This window comes from Variovorax sp. N23, assembly GCF_025486315.1.
Lineage (GTDB): Bacteria > Pseudomonadota > Gammaproteobacteria > Burkholderiales > Burkholderiaceae_C > Variovorax.
Genome location: NZ_JAOOPY010000005.1, coordinates 186,430 through 210,575, shown reverse-complemented (window position 1 = coordinate 210,575; position 24,146 = coordinate 186,430). Strand labels below are relative to the sequence as shown.

The 24,146-nt window shown below is 68.6% G+C and carries 24 protein-coding genes; 15 read left to right on the top strand and 9 right to left on the bottom strand.

What is annotated here, in order from left to right; genetic code table 11:
• The first annotated feature begins 325 nt into the window (after nucleotides 1-325).
• Genes N8A90_RS10115 through N8A90_RS10100 form a run of 4 tightly spaced genes read left to right on the top strand, consistent with a single transcriptional unit; the run spans nucleotide 326 to nucleotide 5,071 of the window.
• Nucleotides 326-1,774, top strand: coding sequence for an efflux transporter outer membrane subunit (locus tag N8A90_RS10115; protein ID WP_262074724.1), 1,449 nt, complete (start codon nucleotides 326-328; stop codon nucleotides 1,772-1,774).
• Between the two features lie 14 nt (nucleotides 1,775-1,788).
• The gene (locus N8A90_RS10110; protein WP_262074723.1) at nucleotides 1,789-3,117 is read left to right on the top strand and encodes an efflux RND transporter periplasmic adaptor subunit; all 1,329 of its coding nucleotides are present in this window, start codon (nucleotides 1,789-1,791) and stop codon (nucleotides 3,115-3,117) included.
• Nucleotides 3,114-3,866 carry an ABC transporter ATP-binding protein gene (locus N8A90_RS10105; protein WP_262074722.1) on the top strand — a complete coding sequence of 251 codons (753 nt, stop codon included), beginning with the start codon at nucleotides 3,114-3,116 and terminating at the stop codon, nucleotides 3,864-3,866. Before N8A90_RS10110 ends, N8A90_RS10105 begins: the two co-directional genes overlap by 4 nt.
• Nucleotides 3,866-5,071, top strand: a complete 1,206-nt coding sequence (locus N8A90_RS10100; protein ID WP_262074844.1) for an ABC transporter permease — start codon at nucleotides 3,866-3,868, stop codon at nucleotides 5,069-5,071. Before N8A90_RS10105 ends, N8A90_RS10100 begins: the two co-directional genes overlap by 1 nt.
• 12 nt (nucleotides 5,072-5,083) lie before the next feature.
• Here N8A90_RS10100 and N8A90_RS10095 read toward each other — a convergent pair whose 3' ends face one another.
• The 4 genes from N8A90_RS10095 to N8A90_RS10080 form a co-directional block, all read right to left on the bottom strand.
• Entirely contained in the window at nucleotides 5,084-5,593 is a 510-nt protein-coding gene (locus N8A90_RS10095) for a hypothetical protein (protein ID WP_262074721.1), read from the bottom strand.
• The gene (locus N8A90_RS10090; protein WP_262074720.1) at nucleotides 5,593-6,291 is read right to left on the bottom strand and encodes a C39 family peptidase; all 699 of its coding nucleotides are present in this window, start codon (nucleotides 6,289-6,291) and stop codon (nucleotides 5,593-5,595) included. Before N8A90_RS10090 ends, N8A90_RS10095 begins: the two co-directional genes overlap by 1 nt.
• A 12-nt stretch (nucleotides 6,292-6,303) precedes the next feature.
• A complete protein-coding gene (locus tag N8A90_RS10085; protein ID WP_262074719.1) occupies nucleotides 6,304-6,669 on the bottom strand; it encodes a hypothetical protein in 366 nt (121 codons plus the stop codon).
• Nucleotides 6,670-6,758: 89 nt separating this feature from the next.
• Entirely contained in the window at nucleotides 6,759-8,024 is a 1,266-nt protein-coding gene (locus N8A90_RS10080; RefSeq protein WP_262074718.1) for a hypothetical protein, read from the bottom strand.
• A gap of 20 nt (nucleotides 8,025-8,044) precedes the next feature.
• Between N8A90_RS10080 and N8A90_RS10075 the strand changes: the two genes are divergently transcribed.
• From N8A90_RS10075 to N8A90_RS10065, 3 genes are read left to right on the top strand one after another with little or no spacing between them, the layout of a single operon-like run.
• Complete coding sequence (locus N8A90_RS10075; RefSeq protein ID WP_262074717.1) at nucleotides 8,045-8,437, top strand: hypothetical protein; 393 nt, start codon at nucleotides 8,045-8,047, stop codon at nucleotides 8,435-8,437.
• Nucleotides 8,438-8,485: 48 nt separating this feature from the next.
• Nucleotides 8,486-9,787, top strand: coding sequence for an acetate kinase (locus tag N8A90_RS10070; protein ID WP_262074716.1), 1,302 nt, complete (start codon nucleotides 8,486-8,488; stop codon nucleotides 9,785-9,787).
• A gap of 9 nt (nucleotides 9,788-9,796) precedes the next feature.
• A complete protein-coding gene (locus N8A90_RS10065) occupies nucleotides 9,797-11,143 on the top strand; it encodes a sigma-54 dependent transcriptional regulator (RefSeq protein ID WP_262074715.1) in 1,347 nt (448 codons plus the stop codon).
• A gap of 34 nt (nucleotides 11,144-11,177) precedes the next feature.
• Here the strand turns inward: N8A90_RS10065 and N8A90_RS10060 are convergent, their stop codons facing one another.
• A complete protein-coding gene (locus N8A90_RS10060; protein ID WP_262074714.1) occupies nucleotides 11,178-12,071 on the bottom strand; it encodes a LysR family transcriptional regulator in 894 nt (297 codons plus the stop codon).
• Nucleotides 12,072-12,186: 115 nt separating this feature from the next.
• On the opposite strand from N8A90_RS10060, the gene N8A90_RS10055 reads away from it, so the two are divergent.
• Genes N8A90_RS10055 through mmsB form a run of 4 tightly spaced genes read left to right on the top strand, consistent with a single transcriptional unit; the run spans nucleotide 12,187 to nucleotide 16,946 of the window.
• Nucleotides 12,187-13,710 (top strand): CoA-acylating methylmalonate-semialdehyde dehydrogenase, encoded by a 1,524-nt coding sequence (locus N8A90_RS10055; RefSeq protein WP_262074713.1) that lies wholly within the window; start codon nucleotides 12,187-12,189, stop codon nucleotides 13,708-13,710.
• Between the two features lie 10 nt (nucleotides 13,711-13,720).
• A complete protein-coding gene (locus tag N8A90_RS10050; protein ID WP_262074712.1) occupies nucleotides 13,721-14,875 on the top strand; it encodes an acyl-CoA dehydrogenase family protein in 1,155 nt (384 codons plus the stop codon).
• Between the two features lie 20 nt (nucleotides 14,876-14,895).
• A complete protein-coding gene (locus N8A90_RS10045; protein ID WP_262074711.1) occupies nucleotides 14,896-16,011 on the top strand; it encodes an enoyl-CoA hydratase/isomerase family protein in 1,116 nt (371 codons plus the stop codon).
• 38 nt (nucleotides 16,012-16,049) lie between these two features.
• Nucleotides 16,050-16,946 carry a 3-hydroxyisobutyrate dehydrogenase gene (gene mmsB / locus N8A90_RS10040; protein ID WP_262074710.1) on the top strand — a complete coding sequence of 299 codons (897 nt, stop codon included), beginning with the start codon at nucleotides 16,050-16,052 and terminating at the stop codon, nucleotides 16,944-16,946.
• 9 nt (nucleotides 16,947-16,955) lie between these two features.
• On the opposite strand, the gene N8A90_RS10035 is transcribed toward mmsB, so the two are convergent.
• The 4 genes from N8A90_RS10035 to N8A90_RS10020 all read right to left on the bottom strand — a co-directional run bounded on the left by N8A90_RS10035 (nucleotide 16,956) and on the right by N8A90_RS10020 (nucleotide 21,086).
• Nucleotides 16,956-17,345 (bottom strand): FHA domain-containing protein, encoded by a 390-nt coding sequence (locus N8A90_RS10035; protein WP_262074709.1) that lies wholly within the window; start codon nucleotides 17,343-17,345, stop codon nucleotides 16,956-16,958.
• 38 nt (nucleotides 17,346-17,383) lie between these two features.
• A complete protein-coding gene (locus N8A90_RS10030) occupies nucleotides 17,384-19,084 on the bottom strand; it encodes a CHASE2 domain-containing protein (protein WP_262074708.1) in 1,701 nt (566 codons plus the stop codon).
• Complete coding sequence (locus N8A90_RS10025; RefSeq protein WP_262074707.1) at nucleotides 19,081-20,631, bottom strand: M48 family metallopeptidase; 1,551 nt, start codon at nucleotides 20,629-20,631, stop codon at nucleotides 19,081-19,083. Before N8A90_RS10025 ends, N8A90_RS10030 begins: the two co-directional genes overlap by 4 nt.
• 92 nt (nucleotides 20,632-20,723) lie before the next feature.
• On the bottom strand, nucleotides 20,724-21,086 hold the full coding sequence (locus tag N8A90_RS10020) for a hypothetical protein (RefSeq protein WP_262074706.1): 363 nt from the start codon (nucleotides 21,084-21,086) through the stop codon (nucleotides 20,724-20,726).
• Between the two features lie 233 nt (nucleotides 21,087-21,319).
• On the opposite strand from N8A90_RS10020, the gene N8A90_RS10015 reads away from it, so the two are divergent.
• From N8A90_RS10015 to N8A90_RS10000, 4 genes are all read left to right on the top strand, one after another.
• Nucleotides 21,320-21,904, top strand: a complete 585-nt coding sequence (locus tag N8A90_RS10015) for a DUF3455 domain-containing protein (protein WP_262074705.1) — start codon at nucleotides 21,320-21,322, stop codon at nucleotides 21,902-21,904.
• A gap of 86 nt (nucleotides 21,905-21,990) precedes the next feature.
• Nucleotides 21,991-22,557 carry a sigma-70 family RNA polymerase sigma factor gene (locus N8A90_RS10010; RefSeq protein ID WP_262074843.1) on the top strand — a complete coding sequence of 189 codons (567 nt, stop codon included), beginning with the start codon at nucleotides 21,991-21,993 and terminating at the stop codon, nucleotides 22,555-22,557.
• Nucleotides 22,554-23,297 carry an anti-sigma factor domain-containing protein gene (locus tag N8A90_RS10005; protein ID WP_262074704.1) on the top strand — a complete coding sequence of 248 codons (744 nt, stop codon included), beginning with the start codon at nucleotides 22,554-22,556 and terminating at the stop codon, nucleotides 23,295-23,297. Before N8A90_RS10010 ends, N8A90_RS10005 begins: the two co-directional genes overlap by 4 nt.
• Nucleotides 23,298-23,317: 20 nt before the next feature.
• Nucleotides 23,318-24,145: an aspartate dehydrogenase gene (locus tag N8A90_RS10000; protein WP_262074703.1), complete on the top strand. Its 828-nt coding sequence runs from the start codon at nucleotides 23,318-23,320 to the stop codon at nucleotides 24,143-24,145.
• Nucleotide 24,146 lies beyond the last annotated feature (1 nt).

Sequence of the window (24,146 nt, the reverse complement as noted above, 5' to 3'; positions counted from 1 at the left end):
GACCTTTTCACCGCGATCTTCGATCGGCCATGGTCCGGTCATGTGCGCCTGATGGCCGGCGAGAAGAACCATGTCACCGATGGAGAAGGAGGTTCCTTGATGCGTATCAGCCGCGTTGTCGGGTACGGCGCCTAGAGTCGCTCAACTTTCGGAGTCCGTCGGTGATACCTGTCGACATGCAGCTTTTCTTGACGCAGAGCGGCCTTTCGCTGCTGCGTGCGGTGGGGCGTAGCGGGGCGCGACCGTGTGTCATGGCGACCTGGATGAGCCGCGGCCACAGTGGACGCACTTCGGCATCGCAGCAGCAGCCCACGCGATCGGATCTATGGCTACGCACCGCGTAGCGGCCTTGGCGCTGGCCTCCGCGCTGGCTGCCGCCGGCTGTACCACGGTGGGGCCGGACTACCGCCCGGTACATCCGAACGCGCCGTCGGCTTGGCAGGCGCCGCGGCCGCATGGCGGGCAGACGCTTGAGATGCTGCGCTGGTGGGCCCGGTTCGACGACCCCACGGTGGGCAAGCTGGTGGCGCTGGCCGAGGCCGACAGCCCCGATCTGACCGTGGCCTGGGCCAGCATCGAGAAGGCCCGTGCGACGCTCTCGTCGGTGCGCGGCGGTGGCGTGCCTGCGCTCACCGCGACCGCCGACGCCAGCCGCACGCGCACGGCCGGGCAGCTGCTGACGTCGCGCAGCGCCGAGTTCGACGCCTCCTGGGAAATCGACCTGTTCGGCAAGATCCGCCGCAACGCCGAGGCTTCGGAAGCGCGGGTGGTGGCGCGGACCGCCGACTGGCACGACACGCGCGTCTCGCTGGCCGCCGAGGTGGCGGACACCTACGTGCAATGGCGTGCCTGCGGACTTCTTGCCGATACCTATGAGCGCGAGCTGAAGTCGAACTCGCAGACCGAACTTGCCACCTTGGCGTCGGTGCGCGCCGGGCTGACCGCGTCGGCCGACGAGGCGCTGGCGAGCGCGAGCCTGGCCAGCGCCCAGAGTTCGCTGCTCGACCAACGGGCGCAGTGCGACGTGCTCGTCAAGGCGCTGGTCTACCTCACCGGGCGCGATGAACCGGCGCTGCGCGTGCTGATGACCGATTCGCCCGTGGGCATCCCCGCGCCGGCCCAGTTGGCGGTCGGTTCGGTGCCGGTCGACGTGCTGCGCCAGCGGCCCGACCTGGCCTCGCTCGAGCGCGAACTGGCTGCCGCCAGCGCCGAGATCGGTGCCGCGCAGGCCGCGCTCTACCCCAGCCTGTCGCTCAGCGGCGCGATCGGGGTGTCGGCCAACGGCGTGAGCGGCCTGTCGGCCAGCAGTGGCGCTCCGGCGATCGGCTGGTCGTTCGGGCCATCGATCTCGCTGCCGATCTTCGACGGCGGCCAGCGGCGGGCCTCGGTGCGCAGCGCCGAGGCGGCCTACCTGTCGGCCTTCGCGTCCTACCAGCAGGGCGTGCGTCGGATCGTCAAGGAGGTCGAGCAGGCACTGGTCAACCTCGGCGGTGCCGCCAGCCGCACCGAGCAGGCGACGACTGCCGAGCGGCAGTATCGCAACTACTTCCTGGCCACCGAGAGCAACTGGCGCGCAGGCAACGTCAGCCTGCTGACCCTGGAGGAGGCGCGCCGCCTGGCGCTGACGGCGGAGATCCAGCGCATCACGCTGCAGCGCAATCGGGTGCAGTACTGGATCGCACTCTACAAGGCAGCCGGTGGCGGCTGGCAGCCCGGGCAGGTCGTGCAGGCGCCTGCCACCCCCCAGGTCCCGCCATCGGGCACGGATCGATGATGCAAGGCTCCACGATGAATCAGGACACTGTCGACCCGAAGAAATCGCCCTTGAGCGCCGATGCCGTGGCCACCCAGTTGGGCATCGGCAAGGCGGGCAAGACCCCGGCCCGCTCCTGGCGTTCGTGGCGCTTCTGGGCCTTGGCCGCACTGCTGGCCGTGGTCGCTGCCGCCCTGCTGGTCGTGTGGATGCGTCGCGGCGACACGTCCGGCGCGCAGTACGAGACGGAGGGCGTCGCCACCGGCGAGCTCGTCGTCAGGGTCAGCGCGACCGGCAATCTGCAGCCGCTGACCAAGGTCGACGTCGGCAGCGAACTCTCCGGCACCATCGACAAGGTCTTGGTCGAGGACAACGACAATGTGCGCCGCGGCCAGGTGCTGGCTGTGCTCGAGACGAGCAAGCTGCAGAACCAGGTGAAAGAGTCCGAGGCCGCGCTGCGCATGGCCGTCGCGAGTTTGCGCCAGTACAAGGCGGCGACCCGCGAGACTCAGGCGAAGCTCAGGCGCAACGAAGAGGCCTGGAAGTTCTCCGGCGGCATGGTGCCCGCCAGGAGCGACGTGGAGAACGCGCAGATCGAGGTCGAGAAGGCCCAAGCCAACGAGGCCAACGCGGCGGCAGCGATCGACCAGGCGCAGGCCACGCTGAACACGAACCGGACCAACCTGTCCAAGGCGTCGCTGCGCTCGGCAATCGACGGCGTGGTGCTCAAGCGCTCGGTCGAGCCGGGCCAGACCGTTGCCGCCAGCTTGCAGGTGACCACGCTCATCACGCTCGCACAGGACTTGACCCAGATGAAGCTGGAGGTCAACGTCGACGAGGCCGACGTGGGCCAGGTCAAGGAGGGCCAGTCGGCGCAGTTCACCGTCGATGCCTACCCGGAGCGTTCGTACCCGGCGCGCATCGTCCGGCTGCGCTATGGCTCCGACACGACGAACAACGTCGTGACGTACCAGGCCGTGCTCGAGGTCGACAACAAGGACCTGAGCCTGCGCCCGGGCATGACGGCCAATGCCCGCATCGTGACGCTGCGCCGCGAGCGTGCGCTGCAGGTGCCCAACGCTGCCTTGCGCTACACCCCGACGCGTGCCGGCAAAGCGGCCAAGGGCAGCGTCACCAGCCTGCTGATTACCATGCCCCGGCAGGCGAAGACCACGCAGTCGAGCGCCGCCATCGTCAGCGGCAGCGAGCAGACGGCCTGGAAGCTGGTCGACGGCCGTGCGGTCGCGGTCAAGCTGCAGGTCGGCGCCAGCGATGGGAAGATGACCGAAGTGACGAAAGTGCTGTCGGGTGAGCTGAAGGATGGCGACCGCCTGATCGTCGACACGCTGGAGTCGTCCGAGTGAACGCGCTGGAGGGCTCCGACGCCGTGCCGGCCATCTCTTTCCGCCGGCTGTCCAAGACCTACGGCGAGGGGAGCAACCGCTTCCAGGCGCTCAGCGACGTGGATCTCGACATCCAGCAGGGCGAGTTCGTTGCCATCATGGGGCCCAGCGGCTCCGGCAAGTCCACGGCGATGAACATCATGGGCTGCCTGGACACGCTGACGTCCGGCAGCTACCGCTTCTGGGGCACCCCCGTCGAGACGCTGAACCAGGACCAGTGCGCCATGCTGCGGCGCAGCTACATCGGCTTCGTCTTCCAGGGCTTCAATCTGCTGCGCCGGACCTCGGCACAGGAGAACGTCGAGCTGCCGCTGGTCTACCGGGGGCTGCGTCCCGCCGCACGCGCCCAGCAGGCCAGGGCGGCGCTGGCCGAGGTGGGCCTGGCCGGCTGGGAGCACCACACCTCCGCCGAGTTGTCCGGGGGCCAGCAGCAGCGTGTGGCCATCGCACGCGCGATCGTGACTGAGCCCCGGGTGCTGCTGGCCGACGAGCCGACCGGCAACCTGGACAGCCAGCGCGGCCAGGAGATCATGCAACTGCTGGTCCGCCTGAACGAAAGCCGGGGCATCACGGTGGTGATGGTCACGCACGAGCCCGACATGGCGGCCTTTGCGCACCGCATCCTGCGCTTCGTCGATGGCCGGCTCGTCAGCGACACCCGCAACGAAGCCTTGCAGGACCAGCCCCAGACGGCAGGAGCGCACGGATGATGTGGGCGAACACCCTGGTGCTGGCGCTGCGCGAGATCCGGCGCAACCTGATGCGCTCTCTCCTGACCATGCTGGGCATCGTCATCGGGGTGGCCGCGGTCGTGACGATGGTGACGCTGGGCAACGGCGCCACGGCCTCGGTGTCCAAGCAGATCTCGAGCCTTGGCAGCAATCTGATCATCGTGATGCCCGGCCAGCGCATGGGGCTGGGCACCAGTACCTCGCCGCCCAAGTTCAAGCAGGCCGACGTCGACGCGATCGCGACCCAGATCACGGGGGTGGGACGCGCGGCGCCGATATCCACCACATCGCTGACCGCGATCTCGAGCGCCAGGAACTGGAAGACCAGCGTCACGGGCTCGACCGCAGACTACCTGATGGTGAGCAACTGGACCGTGCGCGACGGCCGCACCTTCACCGACCTGGAGACGCGCGCCGGCAAGTCGGTGTGCATCGTCGGCGACCGTGTTCGCAAGGAGCTGTTCGGCGACCAGCGGCCACTGGGCAGCGACCTGCGTCTGCAGAGCTTCAGCTGCCAGATCATCGGCTTCTTCAACGCCAAGGGCCAGAGCTCCACCGGCAACGACCAGGACGATTTCATCCTGGTGCCGATCACCACGCTGCAGCGGCGCGTCACGGGGAACAACGACATCGGCGCCGTCCTGATCTCCGCGCGCCAGGGCTTTGCGACCGACGTCATCAAGGGCCGCATCGAGCACCTGATGCGCGAGCGCCGGCACCTGGGCGAAGGCGAGGACAACAACTTCAGCGTCATCGACACCAAGCAGCTCTCCGACACGCTGTCGGGCACCACGCGCATCCTCACACTGCTGCTCGGCGCCGTCGCGGCGGTCAGCCTGCTGGTCGGCGGCATCGGCATCATGAACATCATGCTGGTCAGCGTGACCGAGCGTACCCGCGAGATCGGGATACGCCTGGCGATCGGCGCGATGGCCCATGAGGTGCTGATGCAGTTCATGGTCGAGGCGGTGGTCCTGTCCGCCGTCGGCGGCCTGGTCGGCCTGGTCCTGGCGGCGGTGGCGTCGATCGGGCTGTCGTCGCTGATGGGGCTGCCGTACAGCTTCGACGTGCAGATCAACATACTCGCGTTCGCATTTTCGGCGGCGATCGGCATCGTCTTCGGCTACACCCCGGCCCGGCGGGCCGCGCGACTCAACCCCATCGAGGCGTTGCGGCACGAGTGAAGGCCCTGTTCCCTAGCGCGCCGGAACGGCCCGCACCAGCGCATCCTGCAGCGCCGCGCCGGCGTTGAGGCCCTTGGCGAGGCTCATGCCGTTGGTGGTGGTGTCGATCACGGTCCGTGTCTGGATCGACTGGTCGTTCAAGGTGTTCTGCACGATCACCGCCGCCGGCACCGCGGCGGCGCCCGTGGGCGCCACATTGCCGCTGCCGACCTGCACCAGGCTCGCGCTGCCGACGTGGCGCTCGAGGGCCGCGGCCTGCGCCGGCGTGACCCGGCCGAGGTCGGGCACATGGAAGGCGGTGCTGGCCATCAGCACGCCGTTGACCGAGATGACGCGGCTGATGCCGAAGGACACCATCACGCCGCCGCCCAGGTCGAAGCCGCCGCGCATCGTCTCCAGCGTGGCGTCGCCCACCGTCATCCAGACGGCCGCGTCGGCGGGCGCCCGGGGGGCGTCGGCCCGGCAGGCGCCGGCGGCCAGGGCGAGCGACAGGCCGAGGGCTGTGGCGAGCTTGCGGACCATCAGAACTGCCCCGGGCCGTTGCGCGGCAAGGTGTGGGTGAGCGCGTCGCGCAGGAACCCGCCGTCGGCGAGCGGTGCGGCCGGTGCGGCGCGCCAGTCGGCGGCAAGGTTGAAACGCGCCAGGTCCATCCGGTTGTGGACGACGAAGAGCAGCTTCTGCTTCCACTGTGCTTCGAAGGTGGCGCGTGGCATGGCGCGCGTGCCGTTGGCCGGGTCGCCGATCAGCACGCGGCCGCGGTCCAGGCCCTTCACCACGACGAAGTGGTGGTAGCCGTTCTCGGTGATGAGCGCGATGGCCGGCAGGCCTTCCTCGCGCAGTTTCTCCAGCGGCTGTCGAAAGCCATCGGCCTCGAAGCCGCGCGTCTGCAGGAAGCGCTTCATGTCGAGCAGCGAGAAGCCCTCGCGCCGGATCTTGTCCTGGTCGCCCTCGGCATACATCTGCTCGAACACCTCGCGCTCGCCGGTCGGCACGCCGTAGTGATGCGTCAGCAGCGTGGCCACGGCGGCCGAGCCGCAGCTGAAGTCGTACTGCTGCAGCAGCGTGCCCGCCTGCTTGATCTGCAGCAGGCTGCGGATCGGCACGGTGTAGCTGCCGCCGCCGATCTCGGTCATCTGCGGGGAGCGCGGCTGCGCATGCACGGGGGCGTGTACCAGGCCCAGGCAGAGCAGGGCGGCGGGCCACGGCAGAAGGGTGTGCATGGCGCGCTCCGCCTATTGCATCTTCACGTTGACGATGACGGCGTTCTGGATCAGCACGTTCGCCCCCGAGTTCTGCACCACGAGCGGCAGGCCGCTCATGCCGGAGAACGCGCCGCTGGTGATGGTGTTGTTGCCGGTGGCGACATGGTCGGCCACGTTGCCGGCGGTGATGCCGTCCAGCCGCATGTCGTTGTGGGTGATGTCGCGTCCACCGCGCAGGGTCGACAGCGTGTCGGCATCCACCGGCGCCGCGGCGAAGACGGAGGCCGTCGCCGTACCTGCGGCGCCGTCCTGCGGCACGGTCTGCGCCGACAGCTGAAAGGGCAGCAACGCGACCGCCGTCATCGCGAGACGGTGTCTCCAAGGCAGGTTTCGCATGATGGCTCCTCGAGAAGGAAAGACGCCGCCGCACCGCGGCGCCGGTCTCGTGCGAGACCGCGCCGCGGACGGCAGGACGCGTGAGGGCCTCAGCGGACGCTGAGGTTGGCCTGCACGTTCACGCTCTGCTGTACCAGGCTGCTGATGCCGCTCTGCTGGTTGGCCAGCATGATCCCGGCGGCGGACTGGCCCACGGAGGTCATGGTGTTGGACATGTTGAAGGTGCCGGCGCTCACGGTGTTGGTGCCGCCTGCGCCGCCGCTGCCACCCTCACCCACGCCACCGGTGCCCCCGGCCGCGGTGTTGGTGCCGCCGCTGCCCGCGCCGCCGGCGCCACCGGTGCCGCTGCCGCCCGCACCGCCGCTGCCCGCGCTGTTGTTGCCGTTGCTGGCACTGCCGTTGGTCGCGCTGCCATTGGTGGCCGGGCCGCCGGTGCCGCCGTCGCCGCTGCCGGCCGTGCGTGCGCCGGTGTTGGAACTGGTGGCCGTGCCGCCCATGCCGCCGGCGCCGCCTGCTGCACCGCTGCCCGTGCCGGTGGCCGAGCCGCCGGCCCCCGCCGTGCCTGTGCTGCCGCTGGTGCCGCCGGCGGAACCGCCGAGCAGACCGCCACCGCCATCGGCGCTGCCGCTGCCGCCGCTCCCGCCACCGTTGCCGCCACCGGCGGCGGCGCTGCCGTAGCCGCCGGCCCCGCCGTTGTCGCCATTGGCACGGGCCTGACCGCCGGTGTTGGCGCCCGATGCGGAGCCGCCCGAGCCGTAGGCGCCGTTGCCCGCGGTCGCGCTGCCGTTGGTCGCGCTGCCGTGGCTGATCGCCCCGTTCGACGCGCTGCCGCCGGTGGCACCCACGGCGCCCGAGCCCACCGCCCCGTTGCCACCCTGGCCGCTGCCGGAGGCGGAGCCGCCCGCACCGCGCCCGCCGTAGCCACCGTTGCCGGTGCCGCCGGCCGACGAGCCGGTGTTGTAGGCGTAGTTGCCGATGCCGCTGACGTTGTTGCCGGTGACCACGCCGCTGAGGTTGCTGCTGGCCGTGGCGGTGGTCTGGTTGAAGGCGTTCGAGAAGCTGCCGGTGGACCCGTTGTTGAGCGCGACCGAGCGCGCGGCATTGGCGCGCGCCGCGCCCGAATTGCGGTTGCTGCTCCGGTCGCTGCTGTCGCTGGTGGTGGTGCTCGAGTCGGTGTTCGTGCTCGTGCTCGTGCTGGTGCTGGTGCTGCTGTTCGTGCTGTTGTCCTGCAAGGCCAGTGCGGTATCGGAGGCGTTGGCGCCGCCGCCCGACTGCGTGTTCGTGTCGGCGAGCCCCGGACCGGCGGCGACGCCCAGGGCCAGCGCGACCGCGGAAGCGAGAAGTGTCTTGTTCATAGAGTCTCCTGGATGGTTGGTTGAATTGCTCTGCCAAGGGTTGTGCTGAACGCGCAACAAAGGGCGATGTGCAAATTCGATGCCAGGGTATTTATTCGGTGATCCGCTCTCCCGGCGTCCTGAATTCGACGATGAAAAGAGGCCTGAATCAGGATGCCGAGCGCCTCGAAGTGTCACGTTCCTGTGACACCCAAGGCGATGAAATTCCAGAAGAATCGTTTGGCGACAGGCATTTGCGAATGAATCTTGCACTCCGGGAGTGTCGAGCCTTCGATACAGTCTTTGGAAATAGGCCAATGGGTGGGGCGACAAATGCATCCGGGTTCTATAGAACGGAAGAACGCCGCGAAGAAGAAATGAAGAACAACTGTTTACTATTATTTCTGAATGCAAACTATTGCGGCAATTCGTAGCGCTAGGATCGCCTGCGACAAAAAGTATTAGAGACAAGAGGGGCTGGCATGACTCATCCCGCAGGTTTTTCCCGCATCGCGCTCTGCCTGTGCGCGACGGTCGTTGCGAGCGCCGCCGAGGCGCAGACCACGGCACCGCGGCCGGCGCCGCGTCGGGCGCCATCGCCCCTGGCCGAGTTGCAGCGACAGGTGGCCGAACAGGGCCGCGAGATCGAGGCGCTGCGGCAGTCGATGGCGGAGCAGACCGCGCGCCACGAGGAACTCCAGCGCGCACTGGCCGAGAACCGTGCCGCCGCGGACGCGGCCGCCACGGCGGCGGCGCGGAGCGAGCCGCGCGCGGTCGCCGTCGCGCCGCGCCCCATCCAGGTCGGGCAGCCGCCCAGCCAGGACACGCGCACCTTCAACGTGGCGCCGCTCTTCGAGCAGCCGGGCATCCTCACGCCCAAGGGCACGATCGTGCTGGAGCCGTCGGTCCAGTACGCGTACTCGTCGAGCAACCAGGTGGCGCTGGTCGGCTACACCATCATCCCGTCGCTGCTCATCGGGCTGGTCGACGTGCGGCAGGTCAAGCAGCACACCTTCACCACCGCGCTGACCGGCCGCTTCGGCATCACCAACCGCTTCGAGATCGAAGCCAAGCTGCCCTACGTGTACCGCTCCAACTCCACGGTGAGCCGCGAGATCTTCACCGGCTCGGCGATCGACAACGTGTTCGAGACCAGCGGCCGCCACATCGGCGACGCCGAGGTCACGGCGCGCTACCAGTTCAACGAAGGCGACGCGTCGACCCCGTACATGATCGGCACGCTGCGCTTCAAGTCGCGCACCGGCAAGGACCCCTTCGAGGTGGTGACCGACTGCGTGACGCGCTGCATCGGCAACACCACCGGCACCGGCCTGCCGCTGGACCTGCCGACCGGCTCGGGCTTCTACACCCTGCAGCCCGGGCTCACCTGGCTGTTCCCGTCCGATCCGGTGGTGTTCTTCGGCAGCTTCAGCTATGCCTACAACTTCAAGCGCAGCGGTGTGAGCCGGACGGTGCGCGACGGCGGCACCGAGTTCCTCGGCGACTTCCGTGCCGGCGACGTGATCGGAATGAACTTCGGCATGGGCCTGGCGCTGAACGACAAGTCGTCGTTCAGCATCGGCGTCGACCTGAATTCGGTGGGCCGCGTCAAGCAGAACGGCACGCCGGTGCCGGGCTCGGTGCGGACCCAGCTGGCGACGCTGATGCTCGGATATTCGTACCGCTACGACGCCAAGAGGAGCGTGAACATCTCGGTGGGCGCAGGCCTCACGCGCGATACGCCCGACCTCACGCTGACCGCGCGCATCCCCTTCACCTTCTAGGCGCCGACGATGCTGGCGCGACGACTCCTCTGCCTGGCGCCGGGCCGGCGGCCCCCGGGCCTCGACGCCCATCTGCGCGCCGAAGGATGGGAGGTCGTCTGGGCCACCGATGTGACGGCCGTGCGCCGTCTGCGGCAGCGGCTCGCGATCGGCTTCGGCCTGGTGCTGATCGACGCCATCGACCCGGCGCTCACCGCCGAACTCGACGCCGCCGTGCGGCCGGCCGACGGCGTCGAGTGGGTCGTCGTCTGCCCGCCGCGCGCGCTGGAGCTGGCGGCCTTCCGCGAATTGGTGGCCGAGGCCTTCTTCGATTACCACACCGAGCCGGTCGACCCGAGCTGCCTGCTGCAGATCCTGGCGCATGCGCACCGGCGCGCCACCCTGCGTGCGGCCTGCCGCGTGGCGCCGCCGGCCGACGGGGGCGATGCGCTGGGCATGGTCGGGCAAAGCGCCGCCATGGCGCGGCTGCGCATGCAGATCCGCAAGGTCGCCGTCACCGAGGCGCCCGTGCTGATCGGCGGCGAAAGCGGCAGTGGCAAGGAGCTCGCGGCACAGGCGATCCACCGGGGCTCGGCGCGCGCCGAGGGCCCCTTCGTCGCGGTGAACTGCGGCGCCATCGTGCCGGCGCTGGCGCAATCCGAACTGTTCGGCCACGAGCGCGGCTCCTTCACCGGCGCACTGGCCGACCGGCGCGGGCTGATCGCCTCGGCCCAGGGCGGCACGCTGTTCCTCGACGAGATCGGCGACCTGCCGCTCGACCTGCAGACCAACCTGCTGCGTTTTCTGCAGGAAAAGACCATCCAGCGCGTCGGCGGGGCGCGCAGCCTGCCGGTGGATGTGCGCGTGGTGGCCGCGTCGCACATCGACCTGGCCGAGGCGGTGGCCTGCGGCAAGTTCCGCGAAGACCTCTATTACCGGCTGCATGTGCTGTCGATCACCGTGCCGCCGCTGCGCGAGCGCAAGGAGGACGTGCCGATGCTGGCGCAGCACTTCTACCGCCGCTGCAGTGCGGACCTGCGCACCACCCGGGTCGAAGGCTTCGGCCGTCAGGCGGTGGCCGCGATGCTGGCGCACGACTGGCCGGGCAACGTGCGCGAGCTCTTCAACCGCGTGCAGCGCGCGGTGGTCATGACCGACAGCCGGCTCATCGCGCCCGACGACCTGGAGCTGGCCTGCGACGAGCACGAGCACGGCGTCTGCCTCGATGCGGCGCGCACCCTGGCCGAAAGGGATGCCATCCGCTTCACCCTCGACCGCACGGGACGCAACGTCACGCACGCGGCACGCGAACTGGGTGTCTCACGGATGACGCTGTATCGCCTGATGGAGAAGCACCGGATCGCCTCGCCAGGCTGATCGGCGGGCTGATCGCCGGGTGGACAGCGGCGCGTCAGGCCGGCCCTTGCAGCACCTCGCGCTGGGCCTCGACGGTCTCCCGCACGAAGCTCCACACCGCCTGCATGCGCCCGAGGTGCTTGGTCTCCGCCGGCATCGACATCCAGAAGGTGCGCGTGAAATGCGCCTGTTGGGGCAGCACCGCCTTCAGCGACGCATCGCGCTCGGCGATGAAGGCCGGCAGCACTGCGATGCCGGCGCCGGCGGCCACGGCGGCGTGCTGCGCCAGGATGCTGGTGCTGCGCAGCGCGAAGGTGTCGGGCTTGTGCAGTTCGTCGAGGTACTGCAGCTCCTTGCTGAAGAGCAGGTCGTCGACGTAGCTGATGAAGGTGTGGCCGCGCAGGTCGTCGCGCGTCCGGATGGCGCCGTGCTTGGCGAGGTAGCCCTTCGACGCGTACAGCCGAAGGGTGTAGTCGGTGAGCTTGGTCACCACCACCGGGCCGCGCGCGGGTCGCTCCAGCGAGATCACGATGTCGGCCTCGCGCCGCGACAGGTGCACCAGGCGCGGCATGGCGAGCAGGTCGATCACCAGCTTCGGGTGCCGGCCGGCGAACAGCGCGAGCTGCGGCGCCAGCACCACGGTGCCGAAGCCCTCGGTCGCGCCGATGCGCACCACGCCCGACAGGCCTTCGTGCGACGCCGGCGCCGCGCTCTCGACGCTGCGGAACGCGTTCTCCATCGCCTCGACCTGCGGCTGCAGGCGCCGGCCGGCCTCGGTCAGCCGATGGCCGCCGGCCTCGCGCGAGAACAGGGGCGATCCGACCTGCTTTTCGAGTGCCTGGATGCGCCGCGCCACCGTGGTGTGGTCGACCGCCAGCCGGCGCGCCGCGCCCTGCAGCGTGCCCGAGCGCGCGAGCTCGAGGAAGAAGCGCAGGTTGTCCCAGTCCATGTGTTGCGATTATGCAGATCGTGGGTGCGTATTTGTCTATTGCTATCGCAAAACTGCAAAGCTAGCATCGTTCGTTCGCCGCCCTCCGGCCCCAGATCTACAAGGAGACAAATCCATGGATGCCAAAGTCAAGCCGACCACCCAGGTCGCCACCGTCAAGCTGCTCATCGGCGGCGAGTTCGTCGAGTCCAAGACCACCGAGTGGCGCGATGTCGTCAACCCCGCCACGCAGGAAGTGCTGGCCCGCGTGCCCTTCGCGACGCCGGCCGAAGTCGATGCCGCGGTCGCATCGGCCAAGGATGCTTTCAAGACCTGGAAGAAGACGCCGATCGGCGCACGCGCCCGCATCTTCCTCAAGTACCAGCAGCTCATCCGCGAGAACATGGGTGAATTGGCCGCCATCCTGACGGCCGAGCAGGGCAAGACGCTGCCCGATGCCGAGGGCGATGTGTTCCGCGGCCTCGAGGTGGTCGAGCACGCGTCGGCCATTGGCAATCTGCAACTGGGCGAGATGGCCAACAACGTGGCCAACGGCGTCGATACGTACACGCTGCTCCAGCCGCTGGGCGTGTGCGCCGGCATCACCCCGTTCAACTTCCCCGCGATGATCCCGCTGTGGATGTTCCCGATGGCGATCGTCACCGGCAACACCTTCGTGCTGAAGCCCTCGGAGCAGGACCCGATGGTCACCATGCGGCTGTGCGAACTGGCGCTGCAGGCGGGCATCCCGGCCGGCGTGCTGAACGTCGTCCACGGCGGCGAAGCGGTGGTCAACGCCATCTGCGATCACCAGGACATCAAGGCGATCAGCTTCGTCGGCTCGACCAAGGTCGGCACGCATGTCTACAACCGCGCCACCCCCACGGGCAAGCGCGTGCAATGCATGATGGGCGCGAAGAACCACGCCATCGTCATGCCCGACGCCAACAAGGAGCAGACGCTCAACGCGCTGGCCGGTTCCGGCTTCGGCGCGGCGGGCCAGCGCTGCATGGCGGTGTCGGTGGCGGTGCTGGTGGGCGAGGCGCAGAAGTGGGTGCCCGACCTGGTCGCCAAGGCCAAGACGCTGAAGATCGGCGCGGGCACGGAGAAGGGCGTCGACGTGGGCCCGTTGGTGTCGTGCGCCGCTCACGAACGCGTCAACGGGCTCATCGAACGCGGCGTGGCCGACGGCGCCACGCTGGCGCTCGACGGCCGCAAGCCGACCGTGCCCGGCTACGAGAAGGGCAACTTCGTCGGGCCGACGGTGTTCGCCGACGTGAAGCCGGGCATGGTGATCTACGAGCAGGAAATCTTCGGCCCGGTGCTGTGCCTGGCCAATGCCGCGACCATCGACGAAGCCATCGAGCTGATCAACGCCAACCCGAACGGCAACGGCACCGCCATCTTCACGCAGTCGGGTGCGGCGGCGCGGAAGTTCCAGGAAGAGATCGACGTGGGGCAGGTCGGCATCAACGTGCCGATCCCGGTGCCGGTGCCGATGTTCTCCTTCACCGGCTCACGCGCGTCGAAGCTCGGCGACCTCGGGCCCTACGGCAAGCAGGTCATCATGTTCTACACGCAGACCAAGACGGTGACGGCGCGCTGGTTCGACGACAGCACGGTGAGCCAGGGCGTCAACACCACCATCAGCCTCAAGTAACCTCGGCTGCATGGACTTCGAACTTTCCGAAGAGCAGCGCGCCTTTGCCGAGACCGCCCGCGCGTTCGCCGCCGCCGAATTCGCGCCGCACGCCGCGCGCTGGGACGCCGAGGCTTTCTTTCCGAAGGACGCCATCGCCAAGGCCGGCGAACTCGGCTTCTGCGGCCTCTACGCGCCCGAGCGCATCGGCGGCCTCGCGCTGCCGCGGCTCGACGCCACGCTGGTGTTCGAGGAGATGGCGGCGGTCGACCCGTCGACCACCGCCTTCATCACGATCCACAACATGGCGACCTGGATGCTCGGCACCTGGGGCACCGAGGCGGTGTGCAAGACCTGGGGCGACGACTTGACCAGCGGGCGCAAGCTGGCGTCGTATTGCCTCACCGAGCCCGGCGCCGGTTCCGATGCCGGCTCGCTCAAGACCCGCGCCGAGTTGCAGGGCGGCGACTACGTCATCAACGGCGGCAAGGCCTTCATCAGCGGCGCCGGCGCGACCGACGTGCTGGTGCTGATGGCCCGCACCGGCGGCGGTGGCGCGGGTGGCATCTCGGCCTTCGCGGTACCGGCCGATGCGCCCGGCATCGGCTACGGCAAGAAGGAGCACAAGATGGGCTGGAACAGCCAGCCCACGCGCACCATCGCCTTCGACAACGTGCGCGTGCCGGCCGACCACCTGCTGGGCGCGGAAGGCGAGGGCTTCCGGATCGCGATGAAGGGGCTCGACGGCGGGCGCATCAACATCGCGACCTGTTCGGTCGGCGCGGCGCAGGGTGCATTGAACGCGGCGCGTTCCTACCTGCACGACCGCCATCAGTTCGGCAAGCCGCTCGCGAGCTTCCAGGCGCTGCAGTTCAAGCTGGCCGACATGGCGACCGAGCTGGTCGCGGCGCGGCAGATGGTGCGCATGGCCGCGAGCAAGCTCGACGCGGCGCACCCCGATGCGTCCACCTACTGCGCGATGGCCAAGCGCTTCGCGACCGATGCGGGCTTCACGATCTGCAACGACGCGCTGCAGCTGCACGGCGGCTACGGCTACCTGGCCGAGTTCCCGCTGGAGCGGCTGGTGCGCGACACGCGGGTGCACCAGATCCTCGAAGGCACCAACGAAATCATGCGGGTCATCGTCGCGCGAAAATTGCTCGAAGGCGACAGCGACATCCGCTGACCTCAACCACTTCATTGCCCATGACCGAACCCGTCGTCCTCTTCAAGGAAATCCCCACCGCCAACGGCCAGCGCTTCGGCGTGGCCACGCTCAACGCACCGGCCTCGCTCAACGCGCTGTCGGTCGACATGGTGCGCCTGCTCACGCCGCAGTTGCGCGAATGGGCGGCCGACGCCGGCATCGTCGGCGTGCTGATGGACGCGGCCGGCGAGAAGGCCTTCTGCGCCGGCGGTGACCTGCGCCAGCTCTACCAGACCTTGCTGGACTGCAAGGCAGAGCGCAACGAATACGCCGAGCGCTTCTTCGGTGAGGAATACGAGCTCGACCACCTGATCCACACCTTCCCCAAGCCCTTCGTCTGCTGGGGCCACGGCATCGTGATGGGCGGCGGCGTCGGCCTGATGGCGGGCTGCTCGCACCGCGTGGTGACCGAGGGCAGCCGCGTCGCGATGCCCGAGGTCAACATCGGCCTGTACCCCGACGTCGGCGGCAGCTGGTTCCTGCGCCGCACGCCGGGCCGCACCGGCCTGTTCCTGGCCTTCACCGCCGCGCAGATCAACGCCGCCGACGCGATCTTCGCCGGCCTGGCCGACGTGCTGGTGCCGCACGCGGCCAAGGCGCACGTGCTGGAGGCGATCACGACGGCCGGGTGGAAGGGCACGCCGGACGCCGACCGCGCGCTCATGTCCAGGCTGCTGGCGCAGGCGGGCGAGGGCGCGGCCATGCCGCCATCGAAACTGCGCGAGCACTTCGACCTCGTCAACGCCACGCTGGCCGGCGACGACCTGCTCGCCATCGACCAGCGCCTGCGCGCGCTGCAGAGCGAGGACCCGTGGCTGCAGACGGCCGTGAAGACCTACGCCAAGGGCGCGCCCAGTTCGGTCGCGCTGTCGTGGGCGCTGTGGCAACGCGTGCCGCGCATGTCGCTGGCCGAGGTGTTCCGCCTGGAGTACTGGGCCTCGCTGGGCTTCTGCGCGCACGCCGATTTCGCCGAAGGCATCCGTGCGGTGCTGGTCGACAAGGACCGCAACCCGCGATGGAACCCGGCGACGCTGGCCGAGATCACGCCGGCCTTCGTCGATGACCACCTGCGCGTGCGCGGCGAGATGGCGCCGGAGCTCGTGCCGCTGGTCTGAGACGCCTACCCCCCATGAAAATCAACGGAGACAAAGACATGAAGATCGCATTCATCGGCCTGGGCAACATGGGCGGCCCGATGGCCATGAACCTGCTCAGGGCCGGCCACACGCTCAGCGCCTTCGACCTGTCGAAGGACGCCTGCGCGAAATTCGCGGCCGATGGCCTGCCGATCGCCGCGTCGGCGGCGGCCACGCTCGACGGCGCCGAGATCGTCATCAGCATGCTGCCGGCCAGCGCGCATGTCGAAGGGCTCTACCTGGGCAGCGACGGCCGTCCCGGCATCCTCGAGAAGATCGCGCCCGGCACGCTGGTGATCGACAGCAGCACCATTGCCGCCGCCACCTCGCGCAAGGTCGCCGAAGCGGCCGCGAAGAAGGGCGTGGCCGTCATCGATGCACCGGTGTCCGGCGGCACCGGCGGCGCCATCGCCGGCACGCTGACCTTCATGGTCGGCGGCAGCGAAGCCGACCTCGAACGCGCACGGCCGGTGCTCGAGAAGATGGGCGCGAATATCTTCCACGCCGGCGCGGCGGGGGCGGGGCAGACCGCCAAGATCTGCAACAACATGCTGCTGGGCATCCTGATGATCGGCACGTCCGAAGCCATCGCCCTGGGCGTGGCCAACGGGCTCGACCCGAAGGTGCTGTCCGAGATCATGCGGCGCAGTTCGGGCGGCAACTGGGCGCTCGAAAAGTACAACCCGCTGCCGGGCGTGATGGAGACGGCGCCCGCCTCGAAGAACTACGCCGGCGGCTTCGGCACCGACCTGATGCTCAAGGACCTGGGCCTGGCGCAGGAGAACGCGGCCGCGGTGCGCGCCGCCACGCCGCTGGGCGGCCTGGCGCGCAACCTGTATGCCGCGCACAGCCTGGCCGGCCACGGCGCGCTGGATTTCTCCAGTGTCATCAAGATGGTGCAGAAGCAGGGCTGAACACCCGGATCACTCGGTGTCCTTCGACTCGTGGCCCGGCAGGCGCAGGCCGGGCACCGCGGGCATCGGCTCGGCCTCGATGCACACGTCGTTGGGGTTCTCCCACGCGAAGTGCAGGGTCGAGTCGCCGAGGGTGAGCACGTCGCCGTCGGTCAGCGGCTCCTGCATCAGCTTGCGGCCGTTGAGCCACACGCCGTTGGTGCTGCCAAGGTCTTCGATGGTCACGAAGGCGTGTTCGACCGTGATGGCCGCGTGCACGCGACTGACGCGGCGGTCGTGCACGATCACCTGGTTCGAGGGTGCCCGGCCGATGGTGGTGCGACCGGTCGTCAGCACGTGGACTTGGAACAGGCCCGAGGGCAGGAGGATCGCGAGGGTGGGTAGCTTGTCGCCGCTCATGTCCCGATGATCGCAGCAAAGTGAGGCATTGGGGTCAGTCAGGTCCGCGGCTTGATGGCTGCGCATTCATGGTCATCCGGCGCGTGCTTGGCGCGCCGCTGCGCCCATGCTTCCCAAGGGTTGATGTCGATGACGGCCTGCCACCAATCGCAAGAACGACCCGCGATCGTTTTTCCGATCCGAAGGAAGTGCGAGAGGAAGGGGAACAACACGTATTCGAGCATCGACAACGGCCCTTGCCTGAGCCAGAAGTAGCCCACGGCGAAGATGAATGCGATCAGTGCGACGTTGAGGTTGATGAATGCCAGCCGTCCCAGAAAGTGCCGTCGTGGATCGACCGTTGACCGGCCTCGCGGCCAGCCCAATACGAGCATGGGAAAGATGAGAAATACCATGCCCGCTCGGTGCAGGATGCTTTGCCACCAGCTCAGCGGCCGTGGTGGCGGCGGTTCGATCTCGGTGAAGTAGTGGTTCCAGAGCGTGAGCACCGCCACGGTGAAAATCACGCTGATGATGACGAACAGACTGCCTTGACTCCTCAGGTCTCCCAGATCGAAGTCGCCTGCCTGCTTGTACTTCCCTTCGAATGTGATCAGGTTGTCCAGCGCCATGGCGTGGGCGTGAACCCCCGGTATCGGCCCGTGGATGGGCGAGGTGACCTTGTCGCCGGTTCCGATGACATCCGCGCCAAGAACCACGATCTTGTCGGCAAAGGCGGCGCCGAGTTCGGCATCGGAGAACCCCTTGCCGTTGAAGGCCCGCAGGGGGATGACCTGATGGTACGGACAGGGGGGCATTTTTCTCGAGAGCGCTTCGCGTTCGAGCGGCCCCGCCTTGCGCTGGCCGGCACCGGATCCGATGATCCATCGGGTGATCAGCGCTTCGGCCAACACGGCGCCGGGCACCGCCTCCCAGGCGGGGATGCCGTCGCGGCACGTGGGTTCGTAGGTGGCAGGCACCTGCCTGGGTTCTCGCTCCCGGATCATCGTCTGGACATTGGTCGGGAACGAGCGGGCGGGCCAGATCACTGCGAGCGAGGGCGGCTTTCGCTCATCATGGGGGCAGAGATCGGGCTGCTCCCGGCAGAAGATCTCGAGTGCTGCCGAGCGGATGTGCCGTGGAGCTTCTGCGCTCGTCTCGATCTGGATGGGGTAGTCCCATTGCGACTGGTCATGCGCGTCCGGCGTCACCCGCGCGTCCACCGGGGTGGCGCAGACACTCATCCTCAGTGGCGAGTCGGGCGTGGGTCGGGGCTCCGGATGTTCCTTGAACAGCTCGGCTTCGGTCGGGGAATCAGGCAGCAATCCGCGAAGCGATGCGATGTAGACCTTTGTCGTTCCGCGCGACTTGCAGATCGCGTCGCGCAGGGCGGCAATCTCCGAAAACGAACTCTCGCGTTTGAGGAGCAGGTCGATGAACAGCACCCGCGGCTTCTTTGCCAGCAGGACTTCCACGCGGCGGCTCAGAAAGCCAAGCGCCAGCGGCCATGTCTTCCCGAAGGCATCCAGGTCGGCGTCATCGATGGTGACGACCGTGATTTCCCGGCTGCCGCGCTCGCCGTAGATCGGCGTCAGCGCGGGTGACACCGCGCGCATCACCGCGCGCTTCGCGAGTTCCTGCTGCGGAATCTGCGCTGTCATCCAGGCCAGGGCCAGACCCGTCGCTACCGTGACAATCGCCACCCAGAGATCCCAGCGCCAGTTCCTTTGCCTCCACAGGGGGTCACCCGCGGCGCTCATTTCTTCAGTGCCTTCTCGCAGGCCAGGCGCATCTGCGCCTGTTTGCGCCGGCATTCGACGAAGACGTTGGCGGCTTCGTCCTTCATGCCATACCGGGTGTACAGGGCAACGAGACGTGGATAAGCCGAGGGCGCGTTGCTGAATTTGGCCATGGCATTGCGGCCGACCTCATGGATGGCCGCCTTCTGGTTCCGGGCGCCGTAGTACGCGGCCGCCGAGTCGAAGGGCTCCCATGTCGGCTCCGATGCCGCAAGGCTGCGCCGCAGCGCCTGCTCGTTGGCCGCGCTGCTGCCGCCGCCGCCGCGCTGCGCCTCGAACATCAGGTAGTTGGGCAGGGCATGCGAGGCGATCACGCCGCTGCCGGTCAGTCGCCGGAGGGTCGGCAGGGCCTGCGCGAACTTCCGATCGACGACCTGGTTGCGCGCCACGAAGGCTTCGCGGTAGCCATCGATCGTTGCCTTGACATCGCGCTGCTGCATGAACTGGGTATAGGGCGCGACCGTGGCCTTGCGAGCGACCTCCGAGTTGGCATGGACCTTGTCGAGGTAGACGTCGATTTCCTCCAGCCGCTTGCTGCCGTCGTCGTGTGCGCGCGCCATCTCCTCGAGCACGTCTTTCATCGCGCCGTCGAGCGCCATCTTGGCCGACGCATCGATGCGCCCCTGGCTCGACAACGCCTCGATGCTGGCCTGTCGCTCAGCCGCGAGTTCGGCGCGCAGCTTCGCTTGCTGTGCATCCCACTCGGCGACCTTGCCCAGCCAGGGCAAGGTGCCGTCGGCCACGCTGTAGCCGGCCTTGATCATCAGGTCGACGCCCAACCGGTCCGCCTCGGCTTCCTGCCGTCGCCCCCAGGCCGGTTGCAGGGCCCGATCGTTGAGCTTGACCAGCAGCAGCATGCGGTCGAGCGTTTCCTGCTGGCCCGGTGTGTAGGGTTTGGTGGGTGCCTTGTTGCCGGAGACCACGTTCTCCAACGTGTTCTTGAGCAGCGCGCTGTCCTCGAAGAAGGACATCATTTCCTTCTGCTTTCGACCGATCCAGTTGCTGTCGTGATGGTGCAGCAGCACATGGCCGAGCTCGTGGGCGAGCAAGGCGGCGAGTTGGTCCTCGTTCTGCAGATTTCGCAGGTAGCCGAGCGATACGAAGATGTTGCCGTCGGGTGTGGCGCCCGCGTCGAGCTGGTCGTTGGCAACGACGAACACCCTGCCGGGCACGTCCGTCACGCCGCTGGCTGCCTTGAGCTTGTCGAGCACCCGGTTGGCGTAGGTCGTGGCGGCGGGTAGCGGCACCAGGCCGTGGCTCACGCGCTTGTCGTTGATGTCGATCTCGTCGCCGATGGCTTCGTTGGATGGCTCGTAGGCGCCCGGATTCAGGCGCGAGATCATCGGCTTGCTGTCGAGGCCGCCCAGCACGTTCGACAGTGCTTCCTTGCCGCGCTCCAGCAGACTCGGCTCGCTCCCGGAGCCAGACCCTGTGCCAGAACCGGTGGGGGCGGCGCACCCCCACAGGGCAGCCACCAGGGCCGCCGACACCATACATGCAGGACGCATCTCGGGAGCTCCTCGATCTCTGTTGTTTGGGGGGTGTCAGCCGAACCCCCGGCGGTCTCGAAAGAATCAGCAGGCTGTCGCAGCCGAAGTCGCTACTTCAATCGGCAGGCCTCGTTGGCATTGCGCGTGGCGCCCGCATGGACCGAGGGGCCCACCGTCGAGCACATGTCGCGCACGCTGAGGGTCGTTTCGGTCGGCCGAACGTCTCGCTTGAAGATCCACGCGTCCTTGCCTGCAAGCTTCACCCGGTAGCGCTGACCATCCGGTGATTCCTCGAACACGGGAAGGGTGAATCCGCCTGGCGGAATCTCGTCGCCTCGCTCCGAGCCTTTGTCTTGCTTGTAGGTCTGGATGACCTTGCCGGGATTGTTGGGAACGACCGTCGATGGCAATGACTGTGCCGCCGCAGGCCCGCCCACCATCGCGAGCACCAGAAGAGAAATCCGCGGACTCATGCGCACACCCCGTTCCAGGAAGAGGTTGGAAATTGCAAACTATTGTGTCTAAAACTTTTTGGAACTGCAATCCTTCTTCTTAATGAAGACAGGGATGGCGGCATCGTTCCGCGCCGCCTGCATCCCGAGATATTTCCTGCATCCCCTGCATCCAGAAGCGGCTCCCGCGGGTAGTACCTGCAGCAGCAAGACGCTGCGCACCCGCCACTGCAACCACGTCGAAGGAGCTCCCCATGCAAGCACTGATCTCACCCCGCACCCTGGCCGTGTCCACCATCGCCGCCTCGGCCTGCATCCTGGCCGCCTGCGGCTCGATGGGCCCGATGGACACCAGCAAGCCGATGTCGACCTTCTCGCAGGCCAGCCTGCCGCCGAGCATCCAGGTGCCCGCGGGCCACAAGGTCGCACTGGAAACCGTGGGCGTGGGCGACATCACCTACGAATGCCGCGACAAGGCCAACATGCCCGGCCAGACCGAGTGGGTCTTCGTCGGCCCCAGCGCCGTGCTGAACGACCGCATGGGCAAGCAGGTCGGCAGGTACGACGGCCCGCCCGCCACCTGGGAAGCGATGGACGGCTCGAAGCTGACCGCCACGCAGCTCGCCGTCGCACCCTCGGGCCCGACCAGCCTGCCGTACCAGCTGGTGAAGGCCAACCCGGCGATGGGCGTGGGCGTCATGAGCGGCGTGACCTACATCCAGCGCGTGGCGCTCACCGGCGGCGTCGCGCCGGCGTCGATGCCCTGCACCCCGATGACCAAGGGCCAGAAGGCCACCGTGAAGTACCAGGCCGACTACATCTTCTGGAAGGCCGCGTAAAGCGTGCCCGTGCGGGGCAGGGGCCTTGGCGAGAAGCGGTGGTGGCTCGACTACCATCCGGGCTTCCACCGTTCCACCCGGGCATCCTGTTGCCAGCTCCAGACGATTTCGACTACGACGCTGCGCTCGCCGCCTGTGCCCAGGGGCAGCCGCAGGCGCTGGCGCAGATCTACCGCCGCGAGAGCCGCTACCTGCTCGGTGTGGCGCTGCGCATCGTGCGCCAGCGCCCGCACGCCGAAGACGTGCTGCACGACGCCTTCGTCGCCATCTGGCAGCGCGCCGGCACCTTCGACGCCGCACGCGGTGCGGGCCGCGGCTGGATCTACAGCGTGGTGCGCAACACGGCGCTGAACTGGGTGCGCAACCACGCGCGTGACGCGCCGGTCGACGAAGAGACGGGCGCGGCGCTCGAAGACGAGATGGCCCTGCAACACCAGGCGAGCACACGCGATGCCGCCGAAACCCGCGCCGACCTCGGGCGGCTCGATGGCTGCCTCGCGCAGCTCGAGCCGGGCCGCCGCGAGTGCATCGTGCTCGCCTACGTCGATGGCTGTTCGCACGGCGAGATCGCCGAGCGCACGAAGACACCCCTGGGCACGGTCAAGGCCTGGATCCAGCGCGGCATGCGGACATTGCGCGAGTGCATGACATGAACCCGAACACACCCGGCTCAGCGCCGAACGACGACGCCCTGCAGTCGCTGGCGGGCGAGTACGTGCTCGGCACCCTGTCGGCGGCGAAGCGGCGCGAGGTCGAGGCCCGCATCGCGCACGAGCCGGCGCTGCGCGATGCGGTGAACGAGTGGGAGCAGCGTCTGCATCCGCTGACTGCCCTGGCCGAACCGGTCGAGCCCTCGGCCGCGCTCTGGGCGCGCATCGAGCGCAGCATGGCGCCGCAGGCCGCGGCCGACGGCGTGCGGCGCGCCGCCTCGGGCGTGCAGACCTGGTGGAACAACCTGACGCTCTGGCGCGGCCTGGCCGGCACCGGCTTCGCGGCTGCGGCCATCCTCGCCGCCGTGCTGGTGGTGCGCATCCAGGCGCCCGCCCCGCCGCAGTACCTGGTCGTGCTGGTCGCCCCGCAGGACAAGGCGCCCGGCTGGGTGGTGCAGACCAGCGGCGGCCAGCAGGCGCAGTTGAGCCTGATCCCGCTGGGCACCGTCGCGGTGCCGGCCGACAAGTCGCTGCAGTTCTGGACCAAGGCCGACAGCTGGCGCGGCCCGGTGTCGCTGGGCCTGGTGCAGCCGGGTCGCGCGCTGCGCGTGCCCATCGAGAAGCTGCCACCCTTGGAGCCCAACCAGCTCTTCGAGCTGACGCTGGAGCCGGCCAACGGCTCGCCGCTCGACCGGCCGACCGGGCCGATCCAGTTCATCGGGCGCGCCGTCAAGGTGATGTAGCCCCATTCCCTCTTCGCCACATGACACGTTCCCACACCTCCCTCCGCGTCGGCCTCATCGGCTTCGGCGCCATCGGCCGCTCGGTGGTCGACGCCTGGTCGGCAACACCCGTGCGCGGCCACACGCTCGCCGCGCTGCTCGTGCGCGAGCATCAGCAGGGCGAGGCGCTGCGCGCGGTGCCGCCGGGCGTGGCCGTGTGTACCGACATCGCGGACTTCCTCGCGGCCGATTTGCAGCTCGCGGTCGAGGTGGCGGGGCACGGCGCGGTGATCTCGCACGGCGAACGCATCCTTTTGGCCGGCGTCGACCTGGCGATGATTTCCGTCGGCAGCCTGGCCGACGACGGCTTTCGCGCGCGCCTCGACCACGCGGCAGCGCAGGGCGCCAGCCGAATGCTGCTGCCCATCGGCGCGATCGCCGGGCTCGACGGCCTGCTGGCGTTGCGGCGCGCGGGGCTGTCTTCGGTGACATACACGTCGACCAAGCCGCCCGCGTCGTGGAAGGACACGCCCGCCGACGGCCCCTTCGACCTCGACGCGCTGACGGAGCGCACCGTGATCTTCTCCGGCACGGCCGCCGATGCCGCGCGGCTCTACCCGAAGAATGCCAACCTGGCCGCCGTCGTCGCGCTGGCCGGCCTGGGCCTGCAGAAAACGAGGGTCGACCTCGTCGCCGACCCGGCAGCCACCGGCAACATAGGCCTCATCGAGGCCACGGGGCCGTCGTCGACGCTGACCGTGAAGGTCGCCGGCGCCAGCGCGGCGTCCAACCCCAAGACCTCGCAGATCACCGGCATGAGCGTGCTGGCCGCCCTGGACAACCGCGGCGGCGCGATCGCGTTCATCTAGG